Genomic DNA, 26,101 nt, shown 5'->3' on the forward strand with positions numbered 1-26,101 from the left:
CCGGCCGGTCCGATCGCCTCGTTCGTCACAGCCGGCGTCACATGGGTGCGGTGCACGCTTCCCACGTCGCCGCCATCCGCGGCGTGGGAGACACACCGAAGGAGAACCCGCATGACCACCACGGCGAACGAGTCGACCCGCAACGGCGTCGACACCGTCACCCTCTTCGCCACCCTCGACGCGGTCAAGGCCGCACCCGAGGCGGCGAAGTTTCAGTTCCGCGCGGACAACGAATGGATCAGCGGAACCCACAGCCGCAGCACCATCCACGGATTCCACGGCGTCGGCGAGGAGCGTGCCCACGAACACACCTTCCGCTTCGACGCCGACCACCCGGCCGTGCTGGTTGGCCGCGACAACGGTCCGACGCCGGTCGAGTACGTGCTGCACGCCCTGGCCGCCTGCCTGACCGCGGGCCTGGCCAACATCGCCGCAGCTCGCGGCGTCACGCTCACCGAGGTCCACTCGACCGTGTCAGGTGACATCGACCTCAACGGTCTCCTCGGCCTCGACCCCGATGTCCGCAACGGCTACCAGCAGATCAAGGTCAGCTTCGTGCTCAGGGGTGACGACCCGGAGAAGCTGCGCAAGGTCGTTGAGCAGTCGCGCCGGCGTTCTGCCGTACTCGACATCATCACCAACGGCGTGCCCGTCTCCATCGACGTCGACGCCGGCTGATCGCGCGTTCCCTACGGGCCGACCTGTCCGCGCGGGGCAATCGGTCCGGTCAGCACTCAGCATCCCTTGGAGCGTTCGTGCGCAGCACCGACACAGTCATCATCGGCGCCGGCCAGGCAGGCTTGGCCGCCAGCCGCTGCCTCTCCGACCGCGGGCGCGACCATGTCATCCTCGAACGCGGCCGGATCGGGCACCGGTGGCGGAGCTCGAGTTGGGACTCGCTGCACCTGCTGACGCCCAACTGGATGAACACGCTGCCCGGCGAGGTCTACCGCGGGCCCAACCCGGACGGCTTCTCGTCCGCCGCCGTTCTCATCGACCACTTGAACTCGTACGCCGTCTCGTTCGGCGCACCCGTCGAGGAGAACACCGCCGTACTGTCGCTGCGCAAACGGGACAACGGCTTCGAGGTGGTGACCGATCGCACGGCATGGCGAACCCGCAATGTCGTCATCGCCACCGGCTGGTGCGATCGGCCGGCCGTCCCGGCGGCAGCACGCGCGCTGGCCGAGGACATCCACCAGGTCGTGCCGGGCGACTACTGCAATCCGGGCTCGCTGCAAGACGGCGGGGTGCTGGTCGTCGGCGCCTCGGCGACCGGTGTGCAGCTCGCCGACGAACTCCGCGCCGCCGGGCGCGAGGTGATGCTGGCCGTCGGCAGCCACACCCGAATACCGCGCAGCTACCGAGGACACGACATCTACTGGTGGCTGCATCGCATCGGCATGCTCGACAAGACGATAGACGAGATGCCGGATCCCGTGCAGGCACGCAGCGAGCCGTCGGCGCAGCTGGCCGGCGGCCCCGAACCGCGCCCACTCGACCTCTCCGCCTTGCACGCGGGCGGCGTACGGCTGACCGGCCGGCTGGTCGCGGTCGATGGCCACCGGGTCCGGCTGGCACCGGACCTGCCCGCGACGGCCGCGGCCGCGGACCAGCGGATGCGGCGGCTGCTCGGCACGATCGACCGCCATATAGACATAACCGAGCAACACCACCGCGTGCTCGAACCCGAGCCCACCACGGGGTTCGTCGCGGCGGACGGCGTGCCCATGCTCGATCTGCGAGCCGCAGGCATCCGGACCGTCGTATGGGCGACCGGACACCGCCGCCTCTACCCGTGGCTGCGGCTACCGGTGCTCGACCGCAACGGCGAGATTCGCCAGCGTCGCGGTCGGACCCCGGTGCCGGGGCTGTACGTGCTCGGCCAGCGCTTCCAGCACCGCCGCAGCTCGAACTTCATCGGCGGCGTCGGCCGAGATGCCGAGTACGTCGCCGAGCATATCGCCGGACGACACTGACCTCCTGGAGTACCCATGCCCACGTACGACGCCGTCGTCGTCGGCGCTCGTGCCGCCGGTGCGGCGACTGCCCACCTGCTCGCCCGGCACGGCCTGCGGGTCCTGCTCGTCGACCGTGGCCGGTACGGCGCCGACACCCTGTCCACGCATGCACTCATGCGCGGCGGCGTGCTGCAACTTTCCCGGTGGGGACTGCTCGACCAGGTCATCGCCGCGGGCACCCCGCCGGTACGTCGGACCACGTTCCGCTACGCCGAGGACGTAGTCCCGATCACGATCAAGTCGTCCTATGGAGTGGATGCCCTGTACGCACCGCTCCGTGCTCGACCCGATTCTCGCCGAAGCGGCCGGCCACGCCGGGGCCGACGTGCGCTTCGGTGTCGCCGTGACCGGCGTCGACCGCGATACCCGCGGCCGCGTCACCGGTATCACCGCCCGGACCAGCGACGGGCAGATCCTGCGCGCCGACGCCCGCGTCGTCGTCGGCGCCGATGGCATCCGCTCCACGATCGCCGCGGCAGTCGGGGCGCCGTACGAACGCCTCGGCCGGTCGGTCGGCGCCACGACGTACGGATACTGGACCGGGCTGGAGACCGATGGTTACGAGTGGAACTTCCGCCCGAACGCGGCATCCGGCGTGATCCCGACCAATGGCGGTCAGGCGTGCGTCTTCGCCAACGCCTCGCCCCGGCGGATCGGCCGAGGCGGTTCTGCCCCACTTCTCCGGATCGTCGCGCAGTCGTCCGGCGACCTCGCCGAGCGGCTGGCCTTGGCAACGCCACCGCCCGCCCTGCGTACGTTCACCGGCCACGTCGGGTACGTCCGTCGCTCCTGGGGTCGCGGCTGGGCGCTGGTCGGAGACGCCGGCTACTTCAAGGATCCCGTCACCGCGCACGGCCTCACCGACGCGCTGCGCGACGCCGAGCTGCTCGCTCGCGCGATCGTCGCCGTGGTCCGCGACGGTGCCGACGAGCGCGACGCCCTCACCGGGTACCAGGCGACCCGCGACGCACTGTCCGCCGCGCTGTTCAACGTGACGGACGTGATCGCCGGCCACCGTTGGACCGATGCGGAGATCCCCGACCTGCTGCTCGACCTCAACTCCGCCATGGGCGACGAGCTCGAAGAACTCGCCGCGCTCCCCGCTCTGCCCCCTGCCGCGTGAACCTAGGTCCGTGGTACCACCGGTGGCCTTGATGGCGTGGACGAACTCGGTCGCGACGGCGACGAGCCCATCGATGCTGTCGTCGGCGAATCCGCCCGCCGGCTCGGTGATGTGGGCCTTGAGCCGAGCTCCGTTCGAGACTCGGGTGCAGTGCGTTCTACGGGGACTGCGGTGCCGTCGGCGGAGGCTCGAGCCCGTCGAGGAGGAAGGTCTGCATCAGGCCCTTTCCCTTGACCTCGATGGTGCCGCGTGGGCGTACGGCGAACTCCGGGCCGAGTGCGGATGCGACCCGTGCGGTGACCTGGATCTCGCCGGGTCGGCCGTGGGACTCCATCCGGCTCGCGGTGTTCACGGTGTCGCCCCAGAGGTCGTAGATGAACTTGCGCCGGCCGATCACGCCGGCTACCACCGGACCCGAGTCGATCCCGATCCGGACCGCGAGCCAGTCCTGCCCGGGCCGGGCCGCGATCCGGGCGACCTCCTCGCGCAGGGCGAGCGCCGTACGCGCCACTGCCGCGAGGTGGTCGGGCCGCGGCGTCGGCAGACCGCCGACCAGCATGTACGCGTCCCCGATCGTCTTGATCTTCTCGACCCCCTCGGCGTCGGCGATCCGGTCGAACGCGGAGAACACCTGGTCCAGCAGCCTCACGACCTCCTCTGCCGCCATCACCGCCGAGTGCGTGGTGAAGCCGACGATGTCGGCGAAGAGCACGCTTACCGCGTCGTAGTGCTCCGCGATCACTCCCGGCTCTGCCTTCAGGCGCTCGGCGATCGGCTCCGGCAGTACGTTGAGCAGAAGCCGCTCCGAACGCTCACGCTCGGCCCGGAGGTCGCGATGGGCTCGCTCCCGCTGCTCCACGAAGTAGCCGAGCATCACGTACGCGCTCACCATGACACCCGCGACGTTCAGCACCAGGAACGTGACCACGAAGCCAAAGGGCAGCGTCGACGGGGACTGTGCGAGCCGGGAATCGACCAGGGCGAGGGCGACCAGCTCGACGAAGAACGCCACCAGCCACGGCACCGAGCGCCGGATACCGAGCAACGCGAGCGCCGCCAGCGGGGTGAACATCGCCCAGAGGATCATCGCGCTCGAGGCCACGAAACCGCCGAGCGAGACCTGCAGCAAGGCCGGCAGCACCAGGAACGCCACCAGTTGCGTGGTGCGGAACGTGGCGAAACGCCGCGTCCGGGACAGAACGGCCAGTCCGATGACGGTGATCACCTGGTAGAAGCCTGGGATCGCCGCCGAGACCGGGTCGCCGTAGGCGAGGTAGGTGGTCACCCAGATCGTGGACAACGCCGTGATCAGCAGCGACGAGAAGATGAGCGTGCCCTGTCGGAGCCGCTCGTCGTGGGTGTCGTCGGTCCGAGAGCCGAGATCCGCCAGTCGCACCAACCAGCGGACGACGGCCCGCCCCGGGCCACGCCCGCGGCCGCCGGACTGCAGCCACGACCCGGTCACGGAAGAATCGTAGGCGCGCGACCCCCAGGCGACCGCACCTGCATCGATACTCGATGGATAGGCACGCCTGATTCGTGACGCATCTGAGCGGAGCCGGCGCGCCGGCTGGGAGGCGAGCGGCACTCTGTCAACGGCAGACAATGCGGCTGGTGGGCTCGGCATCGGTCGTGGGTCTCTACGCTTCCAGAGCTGTCGGGACTCCCCGTGCTGCTGCTCGCAGACTCGCGCTGTGAAGCGCCATTGGCAGGCCGCCGAATGGGCACAATCGCCTGGTCGGCCCAGGCTTGCTGCTTGATCCGGTCGGCCCGCGCCATGACTCGAAGAGTGATGATGACCACCGTCACCCCGAGCAGCATCAGCAGAACCATTTCGCTCGCGCCCAAGGTTGCGATGATCCTCCTTCGTGTCCCCGCTCCGAAAATCCGCTACACGGCCTGTAGTGCAGATCTATTCCGAAGGCCCGGCAGCAGTGAACATCGATTCGGTCGCGGCCCGATCCGGCGTGGCCCGTACGACGATCTACCGCCGGTATCGCAGCCGAGACGTGCTGATGACCGCGGTCCCCGAGCACGTCATCGACCCCGCATCACTGGCACCCGACCTCCCGGTCGCCGAGAAGCTGCGCTGGGATCTCGACCGGATCAGCGACATCCTGGAGAACCGACTCGGCCCCGGCGCCACCGCCGCGATCATCGCCGACAGCGATCCCGAGTTCACCACCGCAGTACGCGCACGACTGGCCGTTCGCTTGAGTGCACTCGCCGACCTGATGAACCTCGACATCAAGACAGGCCGGCTCCAGCAGAACATCGACCCCGACACGGTGCTCGGCGTACTGGTGGGCGCCTACCTGGCAGAGATCCTCAGATTCAGCACCCCACGCGAGGGGTGGGCAGACCGCGCCCTCGAGCTATTGACTCCCGCAGTAACACCGCACCAACCCCCGCGCTGACGCGCACATTCAGCCACCGTCTCGACCGCCGACAGGGCGTTCCAGGAGCGTCGAGCGGCATGGACAATTCGTCCACGTGTCGAACCTGCCGACCGCATTCCGCGAGCGTCCCGACCACGTGGCGGCACCGGAGACCGAGGGCGAGGTCGTCGTCGTTGGAGAAGCGGACGATCCATCGTCGCCGGGGCCTTCCTCGGTTCGGTGAGTCCGGTTCAACTGCGCCACGCGGTGGTCGTCCCCGTCGTGATCGCGCGCTGACTCCACGCCCGCGTCCTAGCCCAAATCAGCCGAACCGCATCACGGATACGCTCGCCGACGGCGCAAGCGGGATCGCGTCAACCATGCCGCGGCGCTTCGCTGGGACCGGGGTCGGCGATCAGGATTGGCGCGGAGTCAGGCCCGCGTCCCTCGATGAACGTGAACTCATCGAAGGTCGAGCGGGTCACATGGTCGGACTTTCGCCGCAGTGCCCGCTCGCACCGGTCCAGGTCGCTCTCGCTGGGCGCGGTCCAGATGAGATATTGCACGCCAGCAGTTCCCTGGAGAAGGCAACCGATCGGTCCAGGTCAGTCTCGAACATCACCGCGGAGGCGAGGCTCAAACCGGCCGGCTGCCCCTTCATACCTGGATTCTCCTGCCCGGCGGGGTGGCGGCGACACCGGCCAACCCGAACAGCCCGGTCAGCACGTCGTCGTACGCCGCGTCGAAAGCGGCGATGCCGTTCTCCTCAAGGGTGTGGCCGACGTCGTCCATGTCGATACCCAGCGCCGCCAACCGCGACATCAGTTCCGAGGCTTGCGGCAACTCGGCGTCGACGGTCCGGCCGAGTCTGCCGTGATCCTCGAATGCGGCAATAGTTGCCTCTGGCAAGGTCGTGACCGTGTCGAGGCCGATGAGCTCCTCGACGTAGCGTGTGTCGCGCGCCGCTGGACTCTTGTTGGATGTCGAGGCCCACAGCGGCCGCTGGACGTCAGCGCCCAGGCGGCCAAGTCGCTGCCAACGATCGGTCGAGAACTGATCTGTGAACAGTTTGTAGGCCAGTTTGGCCTGAGCCACCGCCGCCTGGCCGCGCAGCGCGAGCGCCTCCTCGGACCCGATCGCTTCGAGGCGCTGGTCGACCTCGGTATCGACCCGGCTGACGAAGAACGATGCGACGCTGTTGACGGTGGTCGGGTCACCACCGTTCGCGGTGAACTTCTCCAGTCCGGACTGGTAGGCCTCGATGATCTGGGCGTATCGGGACAGGGAGAACAACAGCGTGACGTTGATGCTGCTTCCCTCGGCTGTCAGGGTCTCGAACGCGGTGACGCCTTCGCTGGTTGCCGGAATCTTGACGAGCAGGTTCGGTTGGTTGATCCGCTGGCGTAGCCATCGCGCTGCGACGACCGTCGCCGGTGCGTCGTAGGCGAGCTCGGGAGACACCTCGACCGAGACGAATCCGTCAGCGGAGTTGCTCGCGTCGAACAGGGGCCGCAGTACGGCGAGGGCCTGACTGGCGTCTTCGATGACGAGTTCCCAATACGCCTCGTCCACCGACCTGCCGGCCCCGAGCAGCTCCGCGAACTGTTCGTCGTAGTCGTCCGAACCGGAGATGCTCCTGGCGAAGATCGTCGGGTTCGCGGTGACGCCTCGGATTCCGTTGTCGACCATGCGCGCCAGGGTGCCGTCACGGAGGGACGCGCGGGTGAGATTGTCCAGCCAAGGGCTCTGGCCATAGTCGGTGTAGAGCTGTTCCAGCTTGGTCATCCTGCACCCGGTTTCCCTGACATCCGCCAACTGCGGCTATCGAGTTGTGACTGTCTATTTGTCCGTGTCGAGGAGCAGGTCGTCCCAGTCGATGTGGGCACGACCTGCTGCCCCGTCTCCCAGGACGAACCTGCTGGGGTCTCCGGCTCCTCTGGCTCCTGATGCCAGCCACGCGGCCATACCGTGAGCGGTGCGGCGCTCGATCTCGTCGAGATACGCCCTGCGCTCGTCGACGATCCGCACCGTTGCGTCGGCGAACTGGCCGTTCGCAGAGCCGAGAAGCTAGCACGCCAGGCCCTGCAGAGAGCCTCGTCGCTCAGAGCCTCTGGCGCGACGTGAGGCTCGGACGCCTGGACTGGTCCAGTCGCCACGACGGGGTCCTTGATGGACCTTGACGCGCGCTCGGCACGAACGGCCCGAGGTACCGGGCTGGTCAGGTGGCCGTGTTCAGTGAGCCAGCGAGCGCAGTAGCGAATCGCGTAAGGGGATCCGCCGACGATGATCACCAGCAGCAGCACCGCCGTTGGAGCGCCCACTAAGGTGCCCAGGCCGACGAAGGAGACCGTGCCACCCGCGGTGAGGGCGGTGCTGATGGCCACGATCCGTCGTCGATCCCGCGGATGTCGAGTGGGGCCGGTGGGGTCGGTCAAAGCCACCATGGCAACGACTCCGCCCGTGAGGGCGCCGAGGATGACCATCAAAATGACGCTCGAGAGTGACCAGGTGAAGGCCATGACTGCACCAAGGGCGCCCAGAACACCACAGAAGAGCACCCAAACAACCCGATAGACCCTCATGGCGCGTTCTCCTGCGCCGTGGCGTCGGGTCGGGGAAAGACTGACTGATGCACGACAACCTCCCTCTTCCTGCAGCTACGACTATGCCGCTGCCGGTCCGCCACAGGTACGGCGTCGATCGGCGAACTGAGACAGTCCTGATCGCCGGAGTCCGGCAACGATGGACTACTTCAGCGGGACGGCGCCGGGGGCTAGGAGTAGGTGTCCGCACCACGAGGCAGGTCTCGCGAGGGCCATTCGAGAAGTCGTGCGCCCAGTACGGCGATGTGCAGAGTGAACCGCTGATCAGGATCACCTGGGTCGTGGCCCGTCAGTTCCTTGACCTTGGTCAGCCGGTAAGTCACGGTGCGGACCGAGACGTTGAGGCGGCGCGCCGCCTCGGTGGCGACCTCGCCGGTCGCGAAGTACGCCTCGAGGGTCGCCAGCAACGGCAGTGCGCCCCCGCGGGCCTGCGTCAACGGGGTGAGCACGGCCTGGATGAGATCGACGATGGCGGCCTGGTCACGGACCAGGACCCGGTACACGAGCATGTCCTCCGCGTCGACGACCGCGGCGTCGAGTCGCAACCGATCGGCCAGCGTCAGCGCTTCCCGCGCCTCTTCGTAGGAGCGGGCGATGCCGTACGAGCCGGGGTAGGGCCGACCCGTCGTGACGCGCCATTCGCGGCCCGAGTGGTGCCGGATCAACGCGTCGTGGATCAGGGTCCCCACGCCCTGGGTGATGGTCCGAGGGGCCGTGCTGGGAGCGGTCGCCGGGATCAGCACCACGAGGAGTCCTTCTTTGGTGGCGACGAGCACTTCACGGTCCCCGAATCGGTCGAGGATGAAGGCTTCCAGCATGTTCACGCTCGTGTCGCCCTCCGGGAGGCCGTCGGCGGGGCGAGCCAGGACAACCTGGTGCGGCCGGCCGAGATCGAGCCCGAACGGTTCGGCGCGTTCCACGATTCCGGCGACATCGGGGTCGCCGCGCAGCAGGTCGTCGACCAGTTCGCGGCGCAGCGATTCCTCCTGCCGGATCAGGTGCTGGGTGGCGGCCTGGTAGCTGTCGACGAGGACGGAGATCGCTTCACCGACAGCGCGAAGTACCGCCTGTGCCGAAGCGCGGACGGTGTCGCGGTCGCGGTACGGCACGACGTCGGGCAGGTCCCGCCACATCCGCCAGGCCGCGGACAGGTAGAGGTCGACGACCCGTCCGGCAGGAATGCCCTGTTCGGCGGCGCGACGGCCGAGTTCACGGACGATCGCCAATTCGTGTTCACGGGGCCGCCTCCCGGAGATGGCGGCGTCCGCGAGGAGGGTGAGGTACTCGACCAGCAACTCCAGCGGCGCTTGGGAGGAGTCTCCGGCGGCCGCTTGCGCTATCGCCGTCAGCCAGGCTTCATCCGCGCTGTTCGCGGCGCCGGACCCCGGCCAGCGCAGCTCCCTGGACTCACTCATCCACTCCCCCTCACGCTGAGTCGACGCAGTGCTGGGCCAGTCCCAGTAGAGCATCGTTGCCGAACGTCGGCCATAAGCTCGGTCACAGGTTCGCCGATCGCCGCAGTACCTGTCTCACCGCTGGAACGGCAAAGTCGACGCCGCAGGGCACCCAGAGCTGAAGCGGAGCGGCGACATGTCGAAGGCAACTGTTGTGAACAATCGGAGTCGTCGGCCAGTTCTGGTCGGGGTTGACGGCTCGGTGTCCGCACAGGGCGCGCTGGCCTGGGCCGCCGCGGAGGCGTCATCGAGGCACTGTCCCTTGCGGATCGTCCACACCTTCAGTTGGCCGGTGACAAGCAACCCGCTGGACATGACCTTCGCCGGGGACATGAGTATCGGCCTGCAATCGGCCGCCGAGTGGATCCTCACCGAGGCGAAGGCGCATGCGCGCGAAGTGGCCCCCGATATCAGGGTCATCGCTGACCTGTTCGTCGGTCCCGCTGCGCCGACGTTACTCAACGAGGCACGGGATGCCGACCTGGTGGTCGTGGGCAGCCGCGGCGTCGGTGGCTTCCGCGGCCTGCTGGTGGGGTCGGTGAGCGCCACCGTGGCCGCACATGCCCCGTGCCCGGTGATCGTCGTCCACCCCCACGGAGACGGCACGGCGTTCCCCTCGTCGCCGATCGGGCGGATCGTTGTCGGCGTCGACGGGTCGGAGATCTCGGCCGCGGCGATCCGGTTCGCCTTCCAGCAGGCAGCACGCCGCCACATCGGAATCGTCGCCGTGCACGCCGCGAAGCCGACCCGACAGCACCCATCACTCCGCGTTCCCGCCGAGATCGAGGACCAGATCGACCGGCAACTGTTCGCCGAAGCAATGCAGAGCAAACGCGTGCTCTTCCCGGCGATCGAGGTACGAACGAAGGTCGTGCACGGTCACCCGGCCCAGGCGCTGATCGATTCGTCGGCCGGCGCCGAACTGGTCGTGGTCGGGTCGCACGGCCGCGGAGGCTTTGCCGGCATGTTGCTGGGATCGGTCAGTCAGGCGGTCCTGCAGCACGCTGCCTGCCCCGTCGCTGTGGTCCGTCCGCACCGAATCCCGTCCGTCAAACCCTCATCTGCGGGCCAGCTCCGTTGTGCGGCCGCGTCACCGGACGAGCTCTCGGACCTAAAGGAACAGTTATGACACCGACGCCGCAAGGCCTGCCCGAAAGCCTCGGGCTGCAGAGCCAATTGCTCGACCTGGACCCATCAGAGACCCAGGAGTGGCTGGAATCGATCGACCAGGTCGTCGACCATGCTGGGCAGAACAGGGCGCGGTACTTGCTGCTCAGCATCCTGCAGCGAGCGCGTGACCGGCGCGTCGGCGTTGCGAATCTGCGCAGTACCGACTACCTCAACACGATCGCTCCCGATGCCGAGCCGGCGTTCCCCGGCGACGAGCACATCGAGCGGCGGATCCGGGCCTACAACCGCTGGAACGCAGCGGTCATGGTGCACCGGGCCCAGCGGCCCGGCATCGGCGTCGGCGGGCACATCTCCACCTACGCCTCCGCCGCGGCGCTGTTCGAGGTCGGATTCAATCACTTCTTCCGAGGCCATGACGCGCCCGGCGGCGGCGATCAGATCTACTTCCAGGGCCATGCCTCCCCCGGCATCTACGCGCGCGCGTTCCTGGAAGGCCGGCTCACCGACAGCCAACTCGATGGATTCCGGCAGGAGATCTCCCATGCCGGGCCGGGCGGCGGACTGCCGTCGTACCCGCACCCGCGGCTGATGCCGGACTTCTGGGAGTTTCCAACCGTCTCGATGGGTCTCGGACCGATCAACGCCATCTACCAGGCCCGCTTCAACCGCTATCTGCACAACCGTGGCCTCAAGGACACCAGCCGACAGCGGGTCTGGGCGTTCCTCGGCGACGGCGAGATGGACGAGCCGGAGTCCCTCGGTGCGATCGGAGTGGCGGCCCGGGAGGAGCTCGACAACCTCACCTTCGTCGTCAACTGCAACCTGCAGCGCCTCGACGGCCCGGTCCGTGGCAACGGAAAGGTCATTCAGGAACTGGAGTCGTACTTCCGCGGCGCCGGCTGGAACGTCATCAAGGTGATCTGGGGCCGCGAGTGGGACCCCCTGCTGGCGGCCGACACCGACGGCGCGCTGCTCAACCTGATGAACACCACACCCGACGGCGACTTCCAGACCTACAAGGCCGAGTCCGGTGCGTTCGTCCGCGAGCACTTCTTCGGCCGCGACCCCCGCACCGCCGCGATGGTCGAGCACTTGTCCGATTCCGAGATCTGGAACCTCAAGCGCGGTGGACACGACTATCGCAAGCTGTACGCCGCCTACCGGGCCGCGACCGAACACACCGGGCAGCCGACGGTGATCCTGGCCAAGACCATCAAGGGGTGGACCCTGGGTTCCCACTTCGAGGGCCGCAACTCGACCCACCAGATGAAGAAACTCACCCTCGAAGATCTCAAAGCCTTCCGCGACCGCCTGTTCCTGGACATCCCCGACACCGCCCTCGACGCGGTCAAGCCGCCCTACTACCGGCCACCGAAGAACGCACCGGAACTGGAATATCTTCACGAGCGCCGCCGCGCGCCCTCGGCGGCTACCTGCCTGCCCGCAGGGTCACCGGCAATCCGCTCTCGCTGCCGGACGAGGCCGCCTACGCGATCGCACGGCGTGGCTCAGGCCGTCAGGAGGTCGCCACCACGATGGCGTTCGTCCGGCTGCTCAAGAACCTCATGAAAGACCCGCAGATCGGTCACCGGTTTGTGCCGATCATCCCCGACGAGGCCCGCACGTTCGGGCTGGATTCCCTGTTCCCATCCAAGAAGATCTACTCCCCGCACGGACAGAACTACCTGTCGGTGGACCGGGACCAGATGCTGAGCTATCAGGAGGACATCCGAGGCGTACTCCTCCACGAGGGCATCACCGAGGCCGGCTCTGCCGCGTCCTGGACGGCTGCCGGTACGTCGTACGCCACCCACGGTGAGCCGATGATCCCGCTGTACATCTTCTACTCGATGTTCGGGTTTCAGCGCACCGGCGACCAGCTCTGGGCTGCTGCGGATCAGATGACCAAGGGGTTCCTGCTCGGTGCCACCGCCGGCCGCACCACCTTGAACGGCGAAGGCCTGCAGCACCAGGACGGCCATTCGTTGCTGCTGGCATCGACCAATCCCGGGTGCATCGCGTACGACGCCGCGTATGCGTTCGAGCTGGGGCACATCACTGCCGACGCCCTCCAGCGCATGTACGGCGAACCGCGACCAGGCGAAGACCAGAACGTCTTCTACTACCTCACCCTCTACAACGAGCCGATCACCCAGCCGGCCGAACCCGCCGACGTCGATATCGACGGGATCCTCGCCGGGATGTACCGCTACTCCCCCGCGTCGGCCGGCGACGGTCCGAGGGCACAGATCCTTGCCTCCGGCATCGCGATGCCATGGGCGATGGAAGCGCAACGCCTCCTGCACACCGACTGGGGCGTGCAGGCAGACGTGTGGTCGGTGACGTCGTGGACCCAGCTGCGCCGCGACGCACTCGCTGCCGAGGAATGGAATCTGGCGCACCTCGACCAGCCCGCCCGGATCCCCTACGTCACCGGCCGCCTGAGCGACGCTCCCGGTCCGGTGGTCGCAGTGTCGGACTGGATGCGCGCCGTCCCCGATCAGATCGCCCCGTTCGTACCAGGGCCGTGGGCCTCGCTGGGCACCGACGGATTCGGCCGGTCCGACACCCGAGCCGCCCTGCGCCGCCACCTCGGTGTCGACGCTCCGGCGATCGCTGTACGGGTACTGCAGCAGCTCGCCGCCAGCAGCGAACTGGACTCTTCTGTGCCTCGCGAGGCACAGCGCGCCTACTCCCCGAACGCCAATCCCGACCCGGTGCCGTAATCCTCGGCACCGGACTCCAGGAGGAATCATGCGCGTCTTCGTCGCCGGAGCAACCGGCGTCATCGGTAGCCGCCTGGTGCCTTTGCTCCTTTCGACTGGCCACGACGTCATCGGTTTGGCGCGGTCGCAGGACGCCGGCGCCGGCTTGGAGCGCCTGGGCGCCGACGTCGTACACGCCGACGCGCTGGACCACGCCGCCATGCGCCACGCCGTGCGAGTCGCCGCGCCCGATGCTGTGGTTCACCTGCTCACGGCGATCCCTGCGCGGATCGATCCGAGGCGGCTGTCCCGTGACTTCGCCCAGACCAACCGCCTACGCACTCAAGGCACCATCAACCTGGTGGATGCGGCGGCCCAAACCGGCGCGAAACGGGTGATCACCCTCGGCTCGGCCTCTGTCTACGAACCGAACGGCCCCGACCCGGCCACCGAGGATGTGCCCTTCTGGCATCGCCCGCCGAAAGAGTTCATTCCCGTGCTCGACGCCCTCCGCGAGCTGGAGGCCCTCACCGCGGAAGCGGGCGGACTCGTCCTGCGCGTCGGTCATCTGTACGGCCCTGGCACGATCTATGCGCGCAATGGATCTTTCCTCCACCAGGTTCAGAGCCGGAACGTTCCAATCGTTGGGCAGGGCACCGGTACCTTCTCCTTCACCCACATCGATGATGCCGCGCGCGCCATCGTGGCCGCACTCGAAACCACCGCAGACGGTGCACTGAACGTGGTCGACGACGAGCCCGCCCAGGTCGGTGAGTGGCTTCCGGTGCTGGCCGATCTGCTGGATGTACCTCCGCCAGTCCACATTCCGGTCCAGATGGCCCGATCGGCCTTCGGGAGTTGGGGCGTTGCCTTCATGACCGAGCTGCGCGGCGCCGACAACACCAACGCCAAACGCGTCCTCGATTGGAGCCCGAAATACCCATCGTGGCGACAAGGGTTCGAGGCTGAACTGGCACATCCCGGCAGCCCGTAGGCGCTGCCACTACGACCCGATCCAGGAGGAACCATGCGCGTCTTCGTGGCCGGAGCGACCGGCGTCATCGGCCAACGCGCCCGCTACACCCTCGACTGGCACCCGCAGTACGTGTCTTGGCGACAGGGATTCGCTGCGGAGTTGACTCCCACCTCCGAATGCCGGTGATCGGCAACGAACTGCCGTGCAAGTCCGCCGACCAGGGCCGGTGCCAGGACGTCGTCACCAGGCAAGCATGGAAGGAGATCAACACTCTGGAAGGAGTGGAAGCTATGACGACTGAAGTGCCGAGTAACCGCGTACCAAGCCGGAGGACACTGTCCGACCCGGCCTACCAGGCGTTCCTGGTCCTGCGAACGGTCTTCACGGTGGCGCCGATCCTGTTCGGCCTGGACAAGTTCGCCAACCTGCTCACCGACTGGCCCGGCTACCTGGCCCCATGGATCAACGACATCGTTCCCGGCTCCGGCCAAGACGCCATGTACGCGGTAGGAATCATCGAGATCGTCGCCGGCATCGCCGTCGCCCTGATCCCACGCTACGGCGGACTCCTTGTCGCGGCCTGGCTCGCAGGCATCATCGTCAACCTGCTGACCATCCCCGACTTCTACGACGTCGCACTCCGCGACTTCGGCCTCCTCATCGCCGCCCTCGCACTGTCGCGCCTGGCCGTCAAGTACGCCCCGGCCCGACACAACTCCTGACATCGCACGCGACTGTTGCCTCAAGCAACACAAACTCTCAATCCCTGTTCCCGATCGGCTCGGTCACGGTTGCCGGTTCCCGGCAATCAACGCGATGCGACGTTGGCCGAAGGTGTCACTACCCGGGGATCAGGCGAAGCGGCAGGGTCGGAGATACCCGTTCAAGGATCCGGGAGTGTGCCATGGAATCCCTTATCGCCACCCGAAGTGAGTTGCTCGACCGCCGGCGACGGGCGGTATTCGTCGCTCAAGGCCGCGATCTGCTCAAGGACAAGAGAACCGCACTCGTCCGGGAATTCCGGCACCACCGTACCGAGCTCCTCGATGGGCTCGAACAGCTGCGGAATCTCGCGGTCCAGGCCCGGCAGCGTCTCGATCAGGCCACTGCGGTCTGCGGACCGGAGGCACTCGCATCGGGTGCTCTGGCCGCCGCGACCGGGATCGGCGCGGACCTGCAGTCTCGGACCGTCGCAGGGGTCCAGGTGTTCGACCTGCGCCACGATCCTGTCCGCCGCAACCCAGCCACCCGCGGTTGGGCACCCTCCCTGGTGTCGGCCCATTTCGACCGCGTGGCGCTGGCCTACGAGGAGCAGTTGGAATGGCTGCTGGACCTCTGCGCGGTGGAGTTGAGTGTGCGCCGGCTGGCCACGGAGATCGCACGGACCACCAAACAGGTCAATGCCTTGGACAACATTGTGCTCCCGCAGCTGCGCGACGAGGCGCGCCGGATCACGCTGACACTCGACGAGCGCGAACGCGAGGAACACGCCCGGCTCAGGCGAGCGCGTACCCGCGGGGCTGCCCTTGCGGCCGCCGGCGACGGGCCCAACCCCACGTGGAGCGCGGCATGAGCCGCACGTACGACGGAAGCGAAACAACCGGCCGTGCGACGCCGCACGAGCTGGTGCGGAATCTCGAAGACTCGATCGCCGCCCGGCTGGCCGCGGCGGACCAAGCTCGCGATGAGGTGGCACTGGCGCAGGTGCAGGCGGATCACCTCATCGCTGAGGCCGGAGCGCAGGCGGCGGAGGCGGCGCGGCAACGGACAGCCGCGATCCTGTCCGCCGCCCGCGCAGAGGCCGCCCGGTTGACTGAAGGCGGCGTCCGCCACGCCGCCGAGCTGACCGAGATCGCCGCCCGGCGCCGCAATCAGGACGTCGCCACCGTCGTCGCTGCGGTCCTGCCGCAGCTGACCCGCCCATCGCGGCGGGAGGCGAGCCGACCGTGATGGTTCCCCTCACCCAACTCGAGGTCGCTGGACTCAGACCCCGCCTCGACGATGCCCTGACAGCCCTGCAGGAACTGCGGCTGGCCGAGGTCGTGACCATCGTCGATCCCGGCGAGACCCCGCCTGACCTCGCTGACCTCATCGCCCGGACCGACGCCGTCATGGCGCTCGTCGACCAGTCCGCGACCGGAAGCGCGCTGAGCGACGCCGCCCTGCGAACCACCCTCGACCGCGTCGAACCCCAAGTGGCAAAGCTGCTGGCCGAAGAAGAGCAACTACGAGGCGAGGCCGAGGCACTGCCCCGGTCCATCGATGCCCTCGACGCGCTACAGCCGCTCGTACCCGAACTAGGTCGGCTGAATGACCGGCAACTGGCGAACCTGGGCCTCGCGAGCATGGCGCTCGTCCTCGACGACCCGGACGTGCGGATCGTCCCCGAGCTGACCCGGCAACTCGCCGAGTTGCTCGGTAGAGGGCACTTGATGGTCACCTCCGCGGCGACGCCCGGCAGCCCCATCGGCTGTCTGTTGGTTCTTCGCCGCGGCGACCTACCCGAAGTCGACGCGCTGCTCGGCACGGAGCGCATCGTCGAGGTAGAAATCCCGGCCGCCTACGCCGGCAAGTCGCTGCGCGCGACCGTCGAGGCCATGCGCGAACGACTCGCCACATTGCCTGGCGAACGCGACCGCGTGCAGGCGGAATTGGCCGCCACGGTCAAGCCGATCGCGGGGTCGCTGCACGCCACCATCGCCACGCTGCGGGCGCGCGCCGAACGAGCTGTGGCGGCCTCGCAGGCCGATGTGTCCTCGCGGACGTTCATCCTCAGGCTCTGGGTGCCAACCAAACAGACCGCGCGGGTCGAACAGGCTCTTGTGGACCGGCTCGGCCAGGCCGTTGCCGTCGAGCGTCTGGACACCGGTGAACAGACCGAGGACCAACCGGTCCTGCTGCGGAACCGGACCGGCTGGCAGCCATTTCAGCAGCTGGTCGGGCTCTTGTCCTGGCCTGCGCGCGGCGACCTGGATCCCACCGGACTGACTGCGCTGGCGTTGCCGCTCTTCTTCGGCGTCATGGTCGGCGACGTCGTGTACGGCGCCCTGCTACTGGCCGCCGGGTGGTGGCTCAGATCGCACTGGGCCAAGAAGAGCACCCTCAGTGAAGTAGGCCGCGTAATGTTGCTCGGCGGCGCCTGGACGGTCCTGTTCGGTCTCCTGTACGGCGAGGCGCTCGGCAGCCTGGGCCACAGCATCGGCATGCCGGCGCTCTGGTTCTACCGAGGCGGCCCGACCGCGCTCCAGCCCTTGCTGCTGTTCTCGTTGGCCATCGGTCTCGTCCATGTCGTCCTGGGATTGCTGCTGGGAGCCTGGACGGCCGCTCGCGGACACCACCGCCGGCACCTGGCCTCGAAAGTGGGGACCATTCTGGTGCTGGGCGGGCTCTTCGGGTTGGCCGGCGTAGCCGCCGCGGGATTCCCGGCAGAGGTCCTGACCCCCGCGGTTGCCGCGCTTGTCATCGGTGTGGTCGTGGCCTGTGTGTCCCAGGGCGCGCTCGGGCTACTGCTGGGCCCGCTCGATCTGCTCGGTGCCCTCGGCAACGTCTTGTCCTACCTGCGGCTGGCGGCGGTCGGTCTTGCCTCGACGTACCTGGCCGAGGTCGCCAACCAGCTCGGCGCCCGGGGGCCGCTGCTGCTGGGAATCCTCGTCGCCACGTTGTTCCACGCGCTGAATCTCGCCTTGGCGGCCTTCAGCCCGACGATCCAGGCTCTCCGGCTGCACTACGTCGAGTTCTTCGGACAGTTCTACGAAGGCGGCGGCCGACTCTTCGCACCTCTTGGCGGTTCCGTTGTCCGGGGTCCCGAGTCCGAGAGTGTCACTGCGCTGCCCTCCCCGGCCACCAACTCACCCGAGCCGGTCCCGGCCGGGGGACCTGTCTGAAAGGACAAACATCATGGAACTCGGACTGATCGCCCTCGCCGCCGGCCTCGCCGTCGGCCTGTCCGCCTTGGCCACCGGCTACGCCCAGGCGCGGATCGGGGCCGCGGCCATGGGCGCGGTGGCAGAGAAGCCTGAACTGACCGGCCGCGCGATCCTGCTCGTCGCCATCCCGGAGACGCTGGTCATCCTCGGGTTCGCGGTCTCGGCGATGATCATCCTGCTCCTCGGCGGCAAGTGATGGCGCTGCGCGATCTGCTCACCGCACTGGAGGAAGAAGGAGCGGCAGAGCACGAGCGGGCTCAGCAGGACAGGCGCCGGCAAGCAGCCCAGCTTCTCGCCGATGCCCAGGATCGGGCCGCCACGATCCATCAGGACGTCGTGACGGCGGCCGAAACCGCGGCCCGGCAGGAGGCGGAGGATCTGTTGATCACCGCGCGGTTCAGGGCCCGTCGGGCCGTTCGGACCGCGCGCGACGACGCGTTGGAGGAGGTCCTCGGCCAGGTACGCGAGCAAGTGCTCGCCCTGCCCGGCAGCCCAGACGGCCGGGCAATGGCGAACGCCTGTCTGCAAGAGGCGGTCCGGGCGATGCCGCAGGCTACGACGGTGCACGTTCACCCGGCCGACGCAGCGACGCTGCGGCCCGAAGCTACGGTTCAGGTGGTCGCCGACCTCGAACACGGCGGTGCCATCGCCGAGGACGACCAGGGCCGGTACGTCGACAACACCTATCTCACTCGGCTGGCGAACACCTGGCCCGAGCTCCGGGCTGGACTGAGCGGCTCCTGGAATCAGGACTCATGACGCCCCGGCCCGACTTCATCGCCGGCAACACCCGTCTGAGGGCGCGGCTGCCCGCCTTGCTTGGCGCATTCAGCTACGACCAGCTCGCCGGCGTCTCCCGCGAGGCCGTCGCCGAACGGCTCGCCGCGACGACCTACCGTTCCTACCTCAACCGCAACCAAGTAGGCGACCGCCCGCTCCTCGAGGCCGTCGGGCGCCGACTGCGCGACCTGCTGAGCGGAGTGCGGGGGCTGTACACGGGCACGGCCGGTACGGCGGTCGGGGTGCTGCTGGCCCGGCACGACCTGCAGGACGTGCTTGCGCTGCTGCGGGGCGCGCGCACCGGGCAGCCCACCGCGGTCCGGCTTGCTGCGGTGCTGGGTGTCGGTGCGCTCGACCAGCGAACTGCCGCCGACATCGCCGCAGCACCAGACGGCGCAACAGCTGTCCTGCGGCTGACCACGCACCGGCTCCCCGACCCGCTGACCGCCCGGGCCCTGCCGGCGGCTTGGGAGCATTACGAGCTGCACGGCGACCCTGACGAGTTCGAGACCACCATCGCGGCGGCCGCGATCGACGGTTGGACCGACCGTTTGGAATATGTTGGCCAGGCCGCCCGTCCCATCCTGGAGCTGGTCCGGGCGGAGTGCGACCGAGCCAATCTGCTCGCCGTACTGCGTGACCCGGCACTGGACACACCGCGGCTCCTCCCCACCGGGCTGGTGCCCGAATCGGCGTTGCTGGCGGCCAGACGAGGCGATCCGCAGCCGGCTGTTGCCGTCCGCCCCAGTTGGCGACAACCTCTTGAACGGCACCTCCGCGACGAAGACCTCGCTGCGCTCGAATGGGATCTGGACGTCGCCGTGTGGCGCCAGGCCGTGCGCGGCGTACGCCGCGGCGACCCCCTCGGCGCAGACATCCCCGTTGGCTACGTGCTGGCCGCCGAATGCGAGGCGCGCACTGTCCGGCTCCTGCTCGCAGGCCTCGCCCCCGCGTACGACGGCCGAGACCTACACATCCGATGAGCACGAGACCGACCGGACGGACCAGCCCATGAGCGACGCGCTCGTCATCGCCACCCCTATGACCGCGATCGGTTACCTTCTCGGCGGCGCACGGACGGTCACTGCCGTGGATGCTGACGAGACCGTCGCCGCGGTCGCCGAAGCGATCGCCGACGGCCGGGCCGCGGTCGTTGCCATCCACGGGGCACTCTGGTCAACCGTCGCGCCGCAGGTGCGCGCCGCCTGGGCCAAGCAGACCGCACCACTCATCCTCAGCCTCCCGGACGAGGACGGCGACGTCTCCGCAGCCAAAGACGCGGCGCTCCGCGACCTGCTGGCCCACGCGATCGGCTACCAGATCACCTTCACGCCCAGCGGAGGCACCACATGACCACGACCGGACGACACACCGGGCCCGCGCCATGGGCACCTGGGGGTGGAAGCAGGCAGGTGGCCACCGACACCGGACGGGTGGTGAGGATCTCCGGCCCTGTGGTCAGCGCCACCGACCTGCCCCATACGCGTCTCTTCGACGTGGTGCGGGTGGGCGTCGAACAACTCCTAGGTGAGGTCATCAAGATCGACGGCGACGTGGTGGTGATGCAGGTCTTCGAGGACACCACCGGACTGCAGGTCGGCGAACCGGTCGAGGCAACCGGCGAACCGCTGTACGCCGAACTCGGTCCCGGACTCCTCGGCGCGATCCTCGACGGTACCCAACGACCACTGCGGGACCTCAGCGCGGACGGCGACCTGTACATCGCCAGAGGCGCAGACCCGCCCCGCCTGGACCGCGATCTCCGCTGGGTCTTCTCGCCCGCCGTTGAGGTCGGGGACAGGGTCGAACCCGGTGATCTTCTCGGATCGGTCCCGGAGGGGATTGCCGTCGATCACCGAATCCTCGTGCCGACAGGCGTCACTGGGGTCGTCACCGCAGTCCGCCCCGGGCCGGCCACCATCCTTGATCCTGTCGTCGACGTCGATGGGCACCCGGTGGCAATGATGCGTCGGTGGCCGCTGCGCCGGGCCCGCCCGGTCGCGAACCGGCTGCCGCTCACCGTGCCGCTGATCACCGGTCAGCGGGTCCTCGACCTGCTCTTCCCGGTTGCCCGGGGCGGAAGCGCCATCATCCCGGGCGGTTTCGGAACCGGCAAGACGGTGCTGGAACAGGCTCTGGCCAAGTTCTCGACCGCCGACATCGTCGTCTACGTCGGTTGCGGCGAACGCGGCAACGAACTGACCGAGGTGCTCGAGGAGTTCCCTGAACTGGCCGATCCGCGCACCGGCGCCCCGCTGATGGAGCGCACCGTGTTGATCGCGAACACGTCCAACATGCCGGTCGCGGCCCGGGAAGCCAGCATCTACAGCGGGATCTCGATCGCGGAGTACTACCGGGACCAGGGCTACGACGTCGCCATGATGGCCGACTCGACCAGCCGCTGGGGCGAGGCGTTGCGCGAAGTGTCGAGCCGACTGGAGGAGATGCCGGCCGAGGACGGCTACCCCGCCTACCTGGCCACGCGCCTGGCCGGCTTCTACGAACGGGCCGGCGCGGTTCAATGCCTCGGTACGCCGGAACGCACCGGATCGGTGACGATCGTTGGCGCCGTTTCTCCGGCCGGCGGTGACTTCTCCGAGCCCATCACCCAGAACAGCCTGCGGCTCGCAGGCTGCTTCTGGGCGCTCGACACCGCCCTGTCCCGGCAGCGTCACTTCCCCGCCGTGAACTGGCTGCGCAGCTTCTCGCAGTACGGCCTCGACGAATGGTTCGACCGAGAGATCGGCTCGGACTGGTCGACGCTGCGCCGCTGGGCGGCAGCAGCCCTGCAAGACGAAGGCGCCTTGCAGGAGGTCGTGTCGCTCCTCGGCGTCGAAGCGCTGGCTGCGGAGCAACGGATCACCCTGCGCATCGGGCAAGCCCTGCGAGAAGACCTGCTCCAGCAGTCCTCGTTCGACGACCTCGACGCGTCCTGTCCACCACAACGGTTGCTGGCCATGCTGCGCGTCATCCAGGAGGCCAACGCCGCGATGAGCTCAGCGCTCCAGCGGGGCGTCGCCATCACGGCCATCACCTCCGCGAGTCTGCTGGCCGATCTCGGCCGGATGCGCCGCTGGCCGGCCGACAACGTCGACGACTCCGCCACCCGCCTCAGCCGGCGGATAGCCGAAGAAATGAGCTCGCTGTGACCACCGCCGAAGCCCAGTCCCCCTTCACCGTCGGGCACCGCACGGTAACCCGGGTCGCCGGGCCACTCATCATCGTGGACGGGATGGACGGCGTCGGCTACGGCGAACTGGTCGAGGTCGAAACCGGCGACGGTCCGGTCCGGGAAGGCCAGGTGCTCGAGCTCGACGGGTCACTGGCCGTCGTCCAGGTCTTCGGTGGAACCGCCGGAATCGGACGCCGCGAAACCTCCGTACTCACCCGCGGCCGCGCCGCCAGAACCGGTGTTGGCACCGACTACTTCGGCCGCGTTCTCGACGGCGCCGGCAGACCACGCGACGGGGGTCCGCAACCGGTCCCGGACGACTACCGCCACGTCAACGGCCTGCCACTCAACCCGATCACCCGCGCCCACCCCGACCAGTTCATCGAAACCGGTGTCTCGGCAATCGACGGACTCGTCACGCTGGTCCGAGGCCAGAAGCTGCCGATCTTCTCCGGCGCCGGGCTCCCCGCGAACAGCCTTGCCGCCCGGATCGCGGCCCAGGCACGCGTGCCCGGTGATGACACCGAGGTCGTGGTCATCTTCGCCGCCATGGGCGTCACCCGCCGGGAGGCAGAGTTCTTCCGCTCCGAGTTCCTGACCGGCGGCGCCGCCGCCCGCAGCGTCCTCCTGCTGAACCTGGCCGACGATCCCACCGTCGAGCGGCTGCTGACACCCCGGGTCGCGCTCACCATGGCCGAATACCTGGCCTTCGAACAGCATCGGCACGTCCTGGTCGTGATGACCGACATGACCGCCTACTGCGAAGCGCTGCGCGAGATCTCCGCCGCCCGCGAGGAGATGCCGGGCCGCCGCGGCTACCCCGGCTACATGTACACCGACCTGGCCTCACTGTACGAACGGGCCGGTCGAGTCCGCAGCGGCACTGGATCGCTCACCCAACTGATGATCCTCACCATGCCCGACGACGACATCACCCACCCGATCCCCGACCTCACCGGCTACATCACCGAAGGCCAGATCGTGCTGTCGCGTGAACTCGACCGGCAAGGCATCCAGCCACCGATCGATGTGCTGCCGTCGCTGTCCCGCCTGATGAATGCGGGCATCGGCACCGGCAAGACCCGCGACGACCACCGCGGCCTGGCCGACCAGCTGTACGCCTGCTACGCCCGCGGCCGCGAGGTCCGCCGGCTGATGTCGATCGTCGGCGAGAGCGGACTGCCCGCAGACGACCGGCGCTATCTTGGCTTCGCCGCAGCCTTCGAACACATCTACCTCGATCAAGGACCAGATCGCCGTACTCTGACCGACACGCTAGAGGTCGGATGGCAACTACTGTCGCCGTTCCCGGCGGCCGAGCTGAAGCGTGTCAGCGCTGAACAGGTGGCGCGCCACCACCACGAGGCAGCCGCGACAGCGACCGACGATTGATGAACGTCTCCCCACTTGTCTGGGCCCTGACGATCCTCGGGATCCTTGCGCTGTTGCTCTTCGACTTCTTCTTCCACGTGCGCACCGCTCACACCCCGACCCTCGGCGAGGCAGCAATCTGGTCGGCCGTCTACGTGGGCATCGCCGTCCTGTTCGGCGGCGGCGTTTGGCTCCTGGGCGGCGCGACGCTGGGCAGCGAATACTTCGCCGGCTACATCACCGAGAAGGCGTTGTCGGTCGACAACCTCTTCGTGTTCCTCATCATCATGGCGAGCTTCAACGTGCCGCGCGCCGACCAGCAGAAGGCGCTGCTCTTCGGCATCGTCTTCGCTCTCCTCGCGCGCACCGCCTTCATCTTCCTCGGCGCCGCGCTCGTCAACTCCTATGCCTTCGTGTTCTACCTCTTCGGGCTGATCCTGCTCGTCACCGCCGCCCAGATGCTCAAACCCGGGAGTGCGAAGGGTCGCTCGGCGAACAACGTCATCGTCCGCCTCGCCAAGAGGTTCCTGCGCACCTCTGAAACCTACGACGGCGACAGGCTGTTCACCATCGACCGGGGCCGCCGGGTCATGACGCCGATGCTGCTGGTGATGGTGGCCATCGGTGGCACCGACGTACTCTTCGCGCTGGACTCCATTCCGGCGATCTTCGGCCTCACCCAGAGCGTGTTCATCGTCTTCACCGCCACCGCGTTCTCCCTGCTCGGGCTGCGGCAGCTGTACTTCCTCATCGACGGACTACTGGACCGACTCATCTACCTGTCGTACGGCCTCGCCGCAATCCTGGCTTTCATCGGCGTCAAGCTCATCCTGCACGCGCTGCACGAGAACAACCTCCCGTTCGTCAACAACGCTCAGCCCCTCCACGTCCCCGAGATCAGTACAGCCGTCTCCTTGAGCGTGATCGCCGGCGTCCTGATCATCACCGTCAGCTCATCGCTGATCAGCGTCAGGATCCTGGCCGGGCGAGCCCAGCGGCACGCCGGAGAATCCCCCGACAAGAAGTAGACCGACCCCGGACCCGCGACAACACCCAGCCAGACAGCGACGGACGATGTTCAGCGGGAGGGCCGCAGTCGCGCTTGCCGGGGCCCGGCAGAGCACCATCCACAAGGTGGAACGCTTCCGCTCGCTTGCACGAGACGGTTGCCATGTCGCGCTTCCTTTCCTCCACCGGCCGGTACGTGCCGGACGATCCGGCCGGCCACCACCCACGTCTTCACGGTTGCCGTGCCGAGTCGGTGCAGCCGGGCGGGAGGTCCGCCCGCTGAGTTTGTGACGACCCGGTCGTTCCCGGGCGCGTTCAAGCCTGCGCCGGACAGTCCTTGCGACAGGGCCGTCAGACCATGGGGTGAGCTCGATCGGGCCAGTGAAGCCGCTCCGCCGGCCCCTCGGAGTGCTCGATCTCGCGGACCTTGGTGAGATCAGGCGCGATTGAGACCGGCGAGCCGTTCTTCGCTGCCCCGCGGGTGGTCGTTGGCTCACCAACGCCGACTGTGTTGGCGTTCTCCTGCGGCGTGGACCGTTCTAGAAACCGGAGCAGTTCGACCGGGAAGGGCAGCACCAGTGTCGAGTTCTTCTCCGCAGCCACCTCGACGACGGTCTGCAGCAACCGCAACTGCAGAGCGGCTGGATGTTCCGACATCACCTCGGCCGCCTGCCCGAGCTTCTCCGACGCCTGCAACTCACCGTCCGCGGTGATGATCCGGGCCCGACGCTCCCGCTCCGCCTCGGCCTGACGCGACATCGACCGCTTCATCGTCTCCGGCAACGCAACATCCTTGATCTCCACCCGTTCGATGTGCACCCCCCAGTCCAACGCCGGGCTGTCGATCATCAACTCCATCCCCTGATTGAGGCGCTCCCGGTTCGACAACAGGTCATCCAGATCGCTCTTGCCAATGATCGACCGCAGCGACGTCTGCGCAACCTGACCGATGGCCGAGACGTAGTCCTGAACGTCGACGGCCGCCCGCACCGGATCGACCACACTGAAATAGACCACCGCGTCAACCCGAACCGTCACGTTGTCCCGGGTGATGCCGTCCTGAGCGGGCACCGGCATCGTGATGATCTGCATATTCACCTTCTGCAACCGGTCAGCAATCGGCACCAGCAACGCCAAGCCCGGCCGCCGGACCTCAGGACGCACCCGCCCGAACCGGAACACCACACCACGCTCGAACTGCTTGACCACACGCACGCACGCCGCCGCCCCGATCAGGCCGACGACCAACGCTGCAAGTACGAGATAGAGAACGATCATCTCTGCTCCATTGTGAAAGCGCCCACGGTGTCGTAGCTGCCGAACACCCGGCGCCCGGTGGGCACGCTGTCGAGAGTTCGTTCCTCCCCACTGGCCGCCGGGGCCGGCGCATCACTGCACCGGTCGGCCCGGGATCAGCGGGCTTCGTTCACCGGCCAGGGTTTGATGGCTCCAG

22 protein-coding genes and 2 pseudogenes are annotated in these 26,101 nt (G+C 68.1%); 20 read left to right on the forward strand and 4 right to left on the reverse strand.

Features of this window, described 5'->3' with window-relative positions; all coding sequences use genetic code 11:
• Positions 1–111: 111 nt before the first annotated feature.
• From ACGFIF_RS36650 to ACGFIF_RS36665, 4 genes and pseudogenes are all read left to right on the forward strand, one after another.
• Positions 112–678 (forward strand): OsmC family protein, encoded by a 567-nt coding sequence (locus ACGFIF_RS36650; protein ID WP_393160970.1) that lies wholly within the window; start codon positions 112–114, stop codon positions 676–678.
• A gap of 77 nt (positions 679–755) precedes the next feature.
• On the forward strand, positions 756–1,979 hold the full coding sequence (locus tag ACGFIF_RS36655) for a flavin-containing monooxygenase (protein ID WP_393160972.1): 1,224 nt from the start codon (positions 756–758) through the stop codon (positions 1,977–1,979).
• A gap of 15 nt (positions 1,980–1,994) precedes the next feature.
• Positions 1,995–2,228, forward strand: a pseudogene (locus ACGFIF_RS36660) (FAD-dependent monooxygenase); the annotation flags it as partial.
• Positions 2,229–2,298: 70 nt separating this feature from the next.
• Positions 2,299–3,144 (forward strand): NAD(P)/FAD-dependent oxidoreductase, encoded by an 846-nt coding sequence (locus ACGFIF_RS36665; RefSeq protein WP_393160974.1) that lies wholly within the window; start codon positions 2,299–2,301, stop codon positions 3,142–3,144.
• Between the two features lie 157 nt (positions 3,145–3,301).
• Here ACGFIF_RS36665 and ACGFIF_RS36670 read toward each other — a convergent pair whose 3' ends face one another.
• Positions 3,302–4,609 carry an adenylate/guanylate cyclase domain-containing protein gene (locus tag ACGFIF_RS36670; protein ID WP_393160976.1) on the reverse strand — a complete coding sequence of 436 codons (1,308 nt, stop codon included), beginning with the start codon at positions 4,607–4,609 and terminating at the stop codon, positions 3,302–3,304.
• 439 nt (positions 4,610–5,048) lie between these two features.
• Between ACGFIF_RS36670 and ACGFIF_RS36675 the strand changes: the two genes are divergently transcribed.
• Positions 5,049–5,561, forward strand: a complete 513-nt coding sequence (locus ACGFIF_RS36675; protein WP_393160978.1) for a TetR/AcrR family transcriptional regulator — start codon at positions 5,049–5,051, stop codon at positions 5,559–5,561.
• 618 nt (positions 5,562–6,179) lie between these two features.
• Here the strand turns inward: ACGFIF_RS36675 and tal are convergent.
• Together tal and ACGFIF_RS36685 are read right to left on the reverse strand one after the other, a co-directional pair.
• Positions 6,180–7,307 carry a transaldolase gene (gene tal / locus ACGFIF_RS36680; RefSeq protein WP_393160980.1) on the reverse strand — a complete coding sequence of 376 codons (1,128 nt, stop codon included), beginning with the start codon at positions 7,305–7,307 and terminating at the stop codon, positions 6,180–6,182.
• A gap of 988 nt (positions 7,308–8,295) precedes the next feature.
• Complete coding sequence (locus ACGFIF_RS36685; protein WP_393160982.1) at positions 8,296–9,540, reverse strand: PucR family transcriptional regulator; 1,245 nt, start codon at positions 9,538–9,540, stop codon at positions 8,296–8,298.
• Between the two features lie 175 nt (positions 9,541–9,715).
• On the opposite strand from ACGFIF_RS36685, the gene ACGFIF_RS36690 reads away from it, so the two are divergent.
• The 15 genes and pseudogenes from ACGFIF_RS36690 (at position 9,716) to ACGFIF_RS36760 (ending at position 24,668) form a co-directional block, all read left to right on the forward strand.
• Positions 9,716–10,708 (forward strand): universal stress protein, encoded by a 993-nt coding sequence (locus ACGFIF_RS36690; RefSeq protein WP_393160984.1) that lies wholly within the window; start codon positions 9,716–9,718, stop codon positions 10,706–10,708.
• Positions 10,705–13,436, forward strand: a pseudogene (aceE, locus tag ACGFIF_RS36695) (pyruvate dehydrogenase (acetyl-transferring), homodimeric type). Before ACGFIF_RS36690 ends, aceE begins: the two are co-directional and overlap by 4 nt.
• A gap of 28 nt (positions 13,437–13,464) precedes the next feature.
• The gene (locus ACGFIF_RS36700; RefSeq protein ID WP_393160986.1) at positions 13,465–14,409 is read left to right on the forward strand and encodes an NAD-dependent epimerase/dehydratase family protein; all 945 of its coding nucleotides are present in this window, start codon (positions 13,465–13,467) and stop codon (positions 14,407–14,409) included.
• A 33-nt stretch (positions 14,410–14,442) separates the two neighbouring features.
• Positions 14,443–14,577: a hypothetical protein gene (locus ACGFIF_RS36705; RefSeq protein ID WP_393160988.1), complete on the forward strand. Its 135-nt coding sequence runs from the start codon at positions 14,443–14,445 to the stop codon at positions 14,575–14,577.
• A 104-nt stretch (positions 14,578–14,681) separates the two neighbouring features.
• The gene (locus ACGFIF_RS36710; protein WP_393160990.1) at positions 14,682–15,113 is read left to right on the forward strand and encodes a hypothetical protein; all 432 of its coding nucleotides are present in this window, start codon (positions 14,682–14,684) and stop codon (positions 15,111–15,113) included.
• Between the two features lie 182 nt (positions 15,114–15,295).
• Positions 15,296–15,964, forward strand: a complete 669-nt coding sequence (locus tag ACGFIF_RS36715) for a V-type ATP synthase subunit D (protein ID WP_393160992.1) — start codon at positions 15,296–15,298, stop codon at positions 15,962–15,964.
• The gene (locus ACGFIF_RS36720; protein ID WP_393160994.1) at positions 15,961–16,341 is read left to right on the forward strand and encodes a hypothetical protein; all 381 of its coding nucleotides are present in this window, start codon (positions 15,961–15,963) and stop codon (positions 16,339–16,341) included. Before ACGFIF_RS36715 ends, ACGFIF_RS36720 begins: the two co-directional genes overlap by 4 nt.
• On the forward strand, positions 16,341–18,275 hold the full coding sequence (locus tag ACGFIF_RS36725; RefSeq protein WP_393161422.1) for a V-type ATP synthase subunit I: 1,935 nt from the start codon (positions 16,341–16,343) through the stop codon (positions 18,273–18,275). Before ACGFIF_RS36720 ends, ACGFIF_RS36725 begins: the two co-directional genes overlap by 1 nt.
• A gap of 13 nt (positions 18,276–18,288) precedes the next feature.
• Entirely contained in the window at positions 18,289–18,513 is a 225-nt protein-coding gene (locus tag ACGFIF_RS36730; protein WP_130383213.1) for an ATPase, read from the forward strand.
• Positions 18,513–19,076: a V-type ATP synthase subunit E gene (locus tag ACGFIF_RS36735; RefSeq protein WP_393160996.1), complete on the forward strand. Its 564-nt coding sequence runs from the start codon at positions 18,513–18,515 to the stop codon at positions 19,074–19,076. Before ACGFIF_RS36730 ends, ACGFIF_RS36735 begins: the two co-directional genes overlap by 1 nt.
• Positions 19,073–20,080 carry a V-type ATPase subunit gene (locus tag ACGFIF_RS36740; protein ID WP_393160998.1) on the forward strand — a complete coding sequence of 336 codons (1,008 nt, stop codon included), beginning with the start codon at positions 19,073–19,075 and terminating at the stop codon, positions 20,078–20,080. Before ACGFIF_RS36735 ends, ACGFIF_RS36740 begins: the two co-directional genes overlap by 4 nt.
• A 28-nt stretch (positions 20,081–20,108) precedes the next feature.
• Positions 20,109–20,450 carry a V-type ATP synthase subunit F gene (locus ACGFIF_RS36745; RefSeq protein ID WP_393161000.1) on the forward strand — a complete coding sequence of 114 codons (342 nt, stop codon included), beginning with the start codon at positions 20,109–20,111 and terminating at the stop codon, positions 20,448–20,450.
• Positions 20,451–20,509: 59 nt separating this feature from the next.
• Positions 20,510–22,246, forward strand: coding sequence for a V-type ATP synthase subunit A (locus ACGFIF_RS36750; RefSeq protein ID WP_393161002.1), 1,737 nt, complete (start codon positions 20,510–20,512; stop codon positions 22,244–22,246).
• Entirely contained in the window at positions 22,243–23,661 is a 1,419-nt protein-coding gene (locus ACGFIF_RS36755; protein ID WP_393161004.1) for a V-type ATP synthase subunit B, read from the forward strand. The genes ACGFIF_RS36750 and ACGFIF_RS36755 overlap by 4 nt, the downstream gene beginning before the upstream one ends.
• Positions 23,661–24,668: a TerC family protein gene (locus ACGFIF_RS36760; RefSeq protein ID WP_393161006.1), complete on the forward strand. Its 1,008-nt coding sequence runs from the start codon at positions 23,661–23,663 to the stop codon at positions 24,666–24,668. Before ACGFIF_RS36755 ends, ACGFIF_RS36760 begins: the two co-directional genes overlap by 1 nt.
• Before the next feature lie 331 nt (positions 24,669–24,999).
• Here ACGFIF_RS36760 and ACGFIF_RS36765 read toward each other — a convergent pair whose 3' ends face one another.
• A complete protein-coding gene (locus ACGFIF_RS36765) occupies positions 25,000–25,926 on the reverse strand; it encodes a slipin family protein (protein WP_393161008.1) in 927 nt (308 codons plus the stop codon).
• Between the last annotated feature and the right edge of the window lie 175 nt (positions 25,927–26,101).

The organism is Kribbella sp. NPDC049174, from assembly GCF_043197365.1.
Classification (GTDB): domain Bacteria; phylum Actinomycetota; class Actinomycetes; order Propionibacteriales; family Kribbellaceae; genus Kribbella.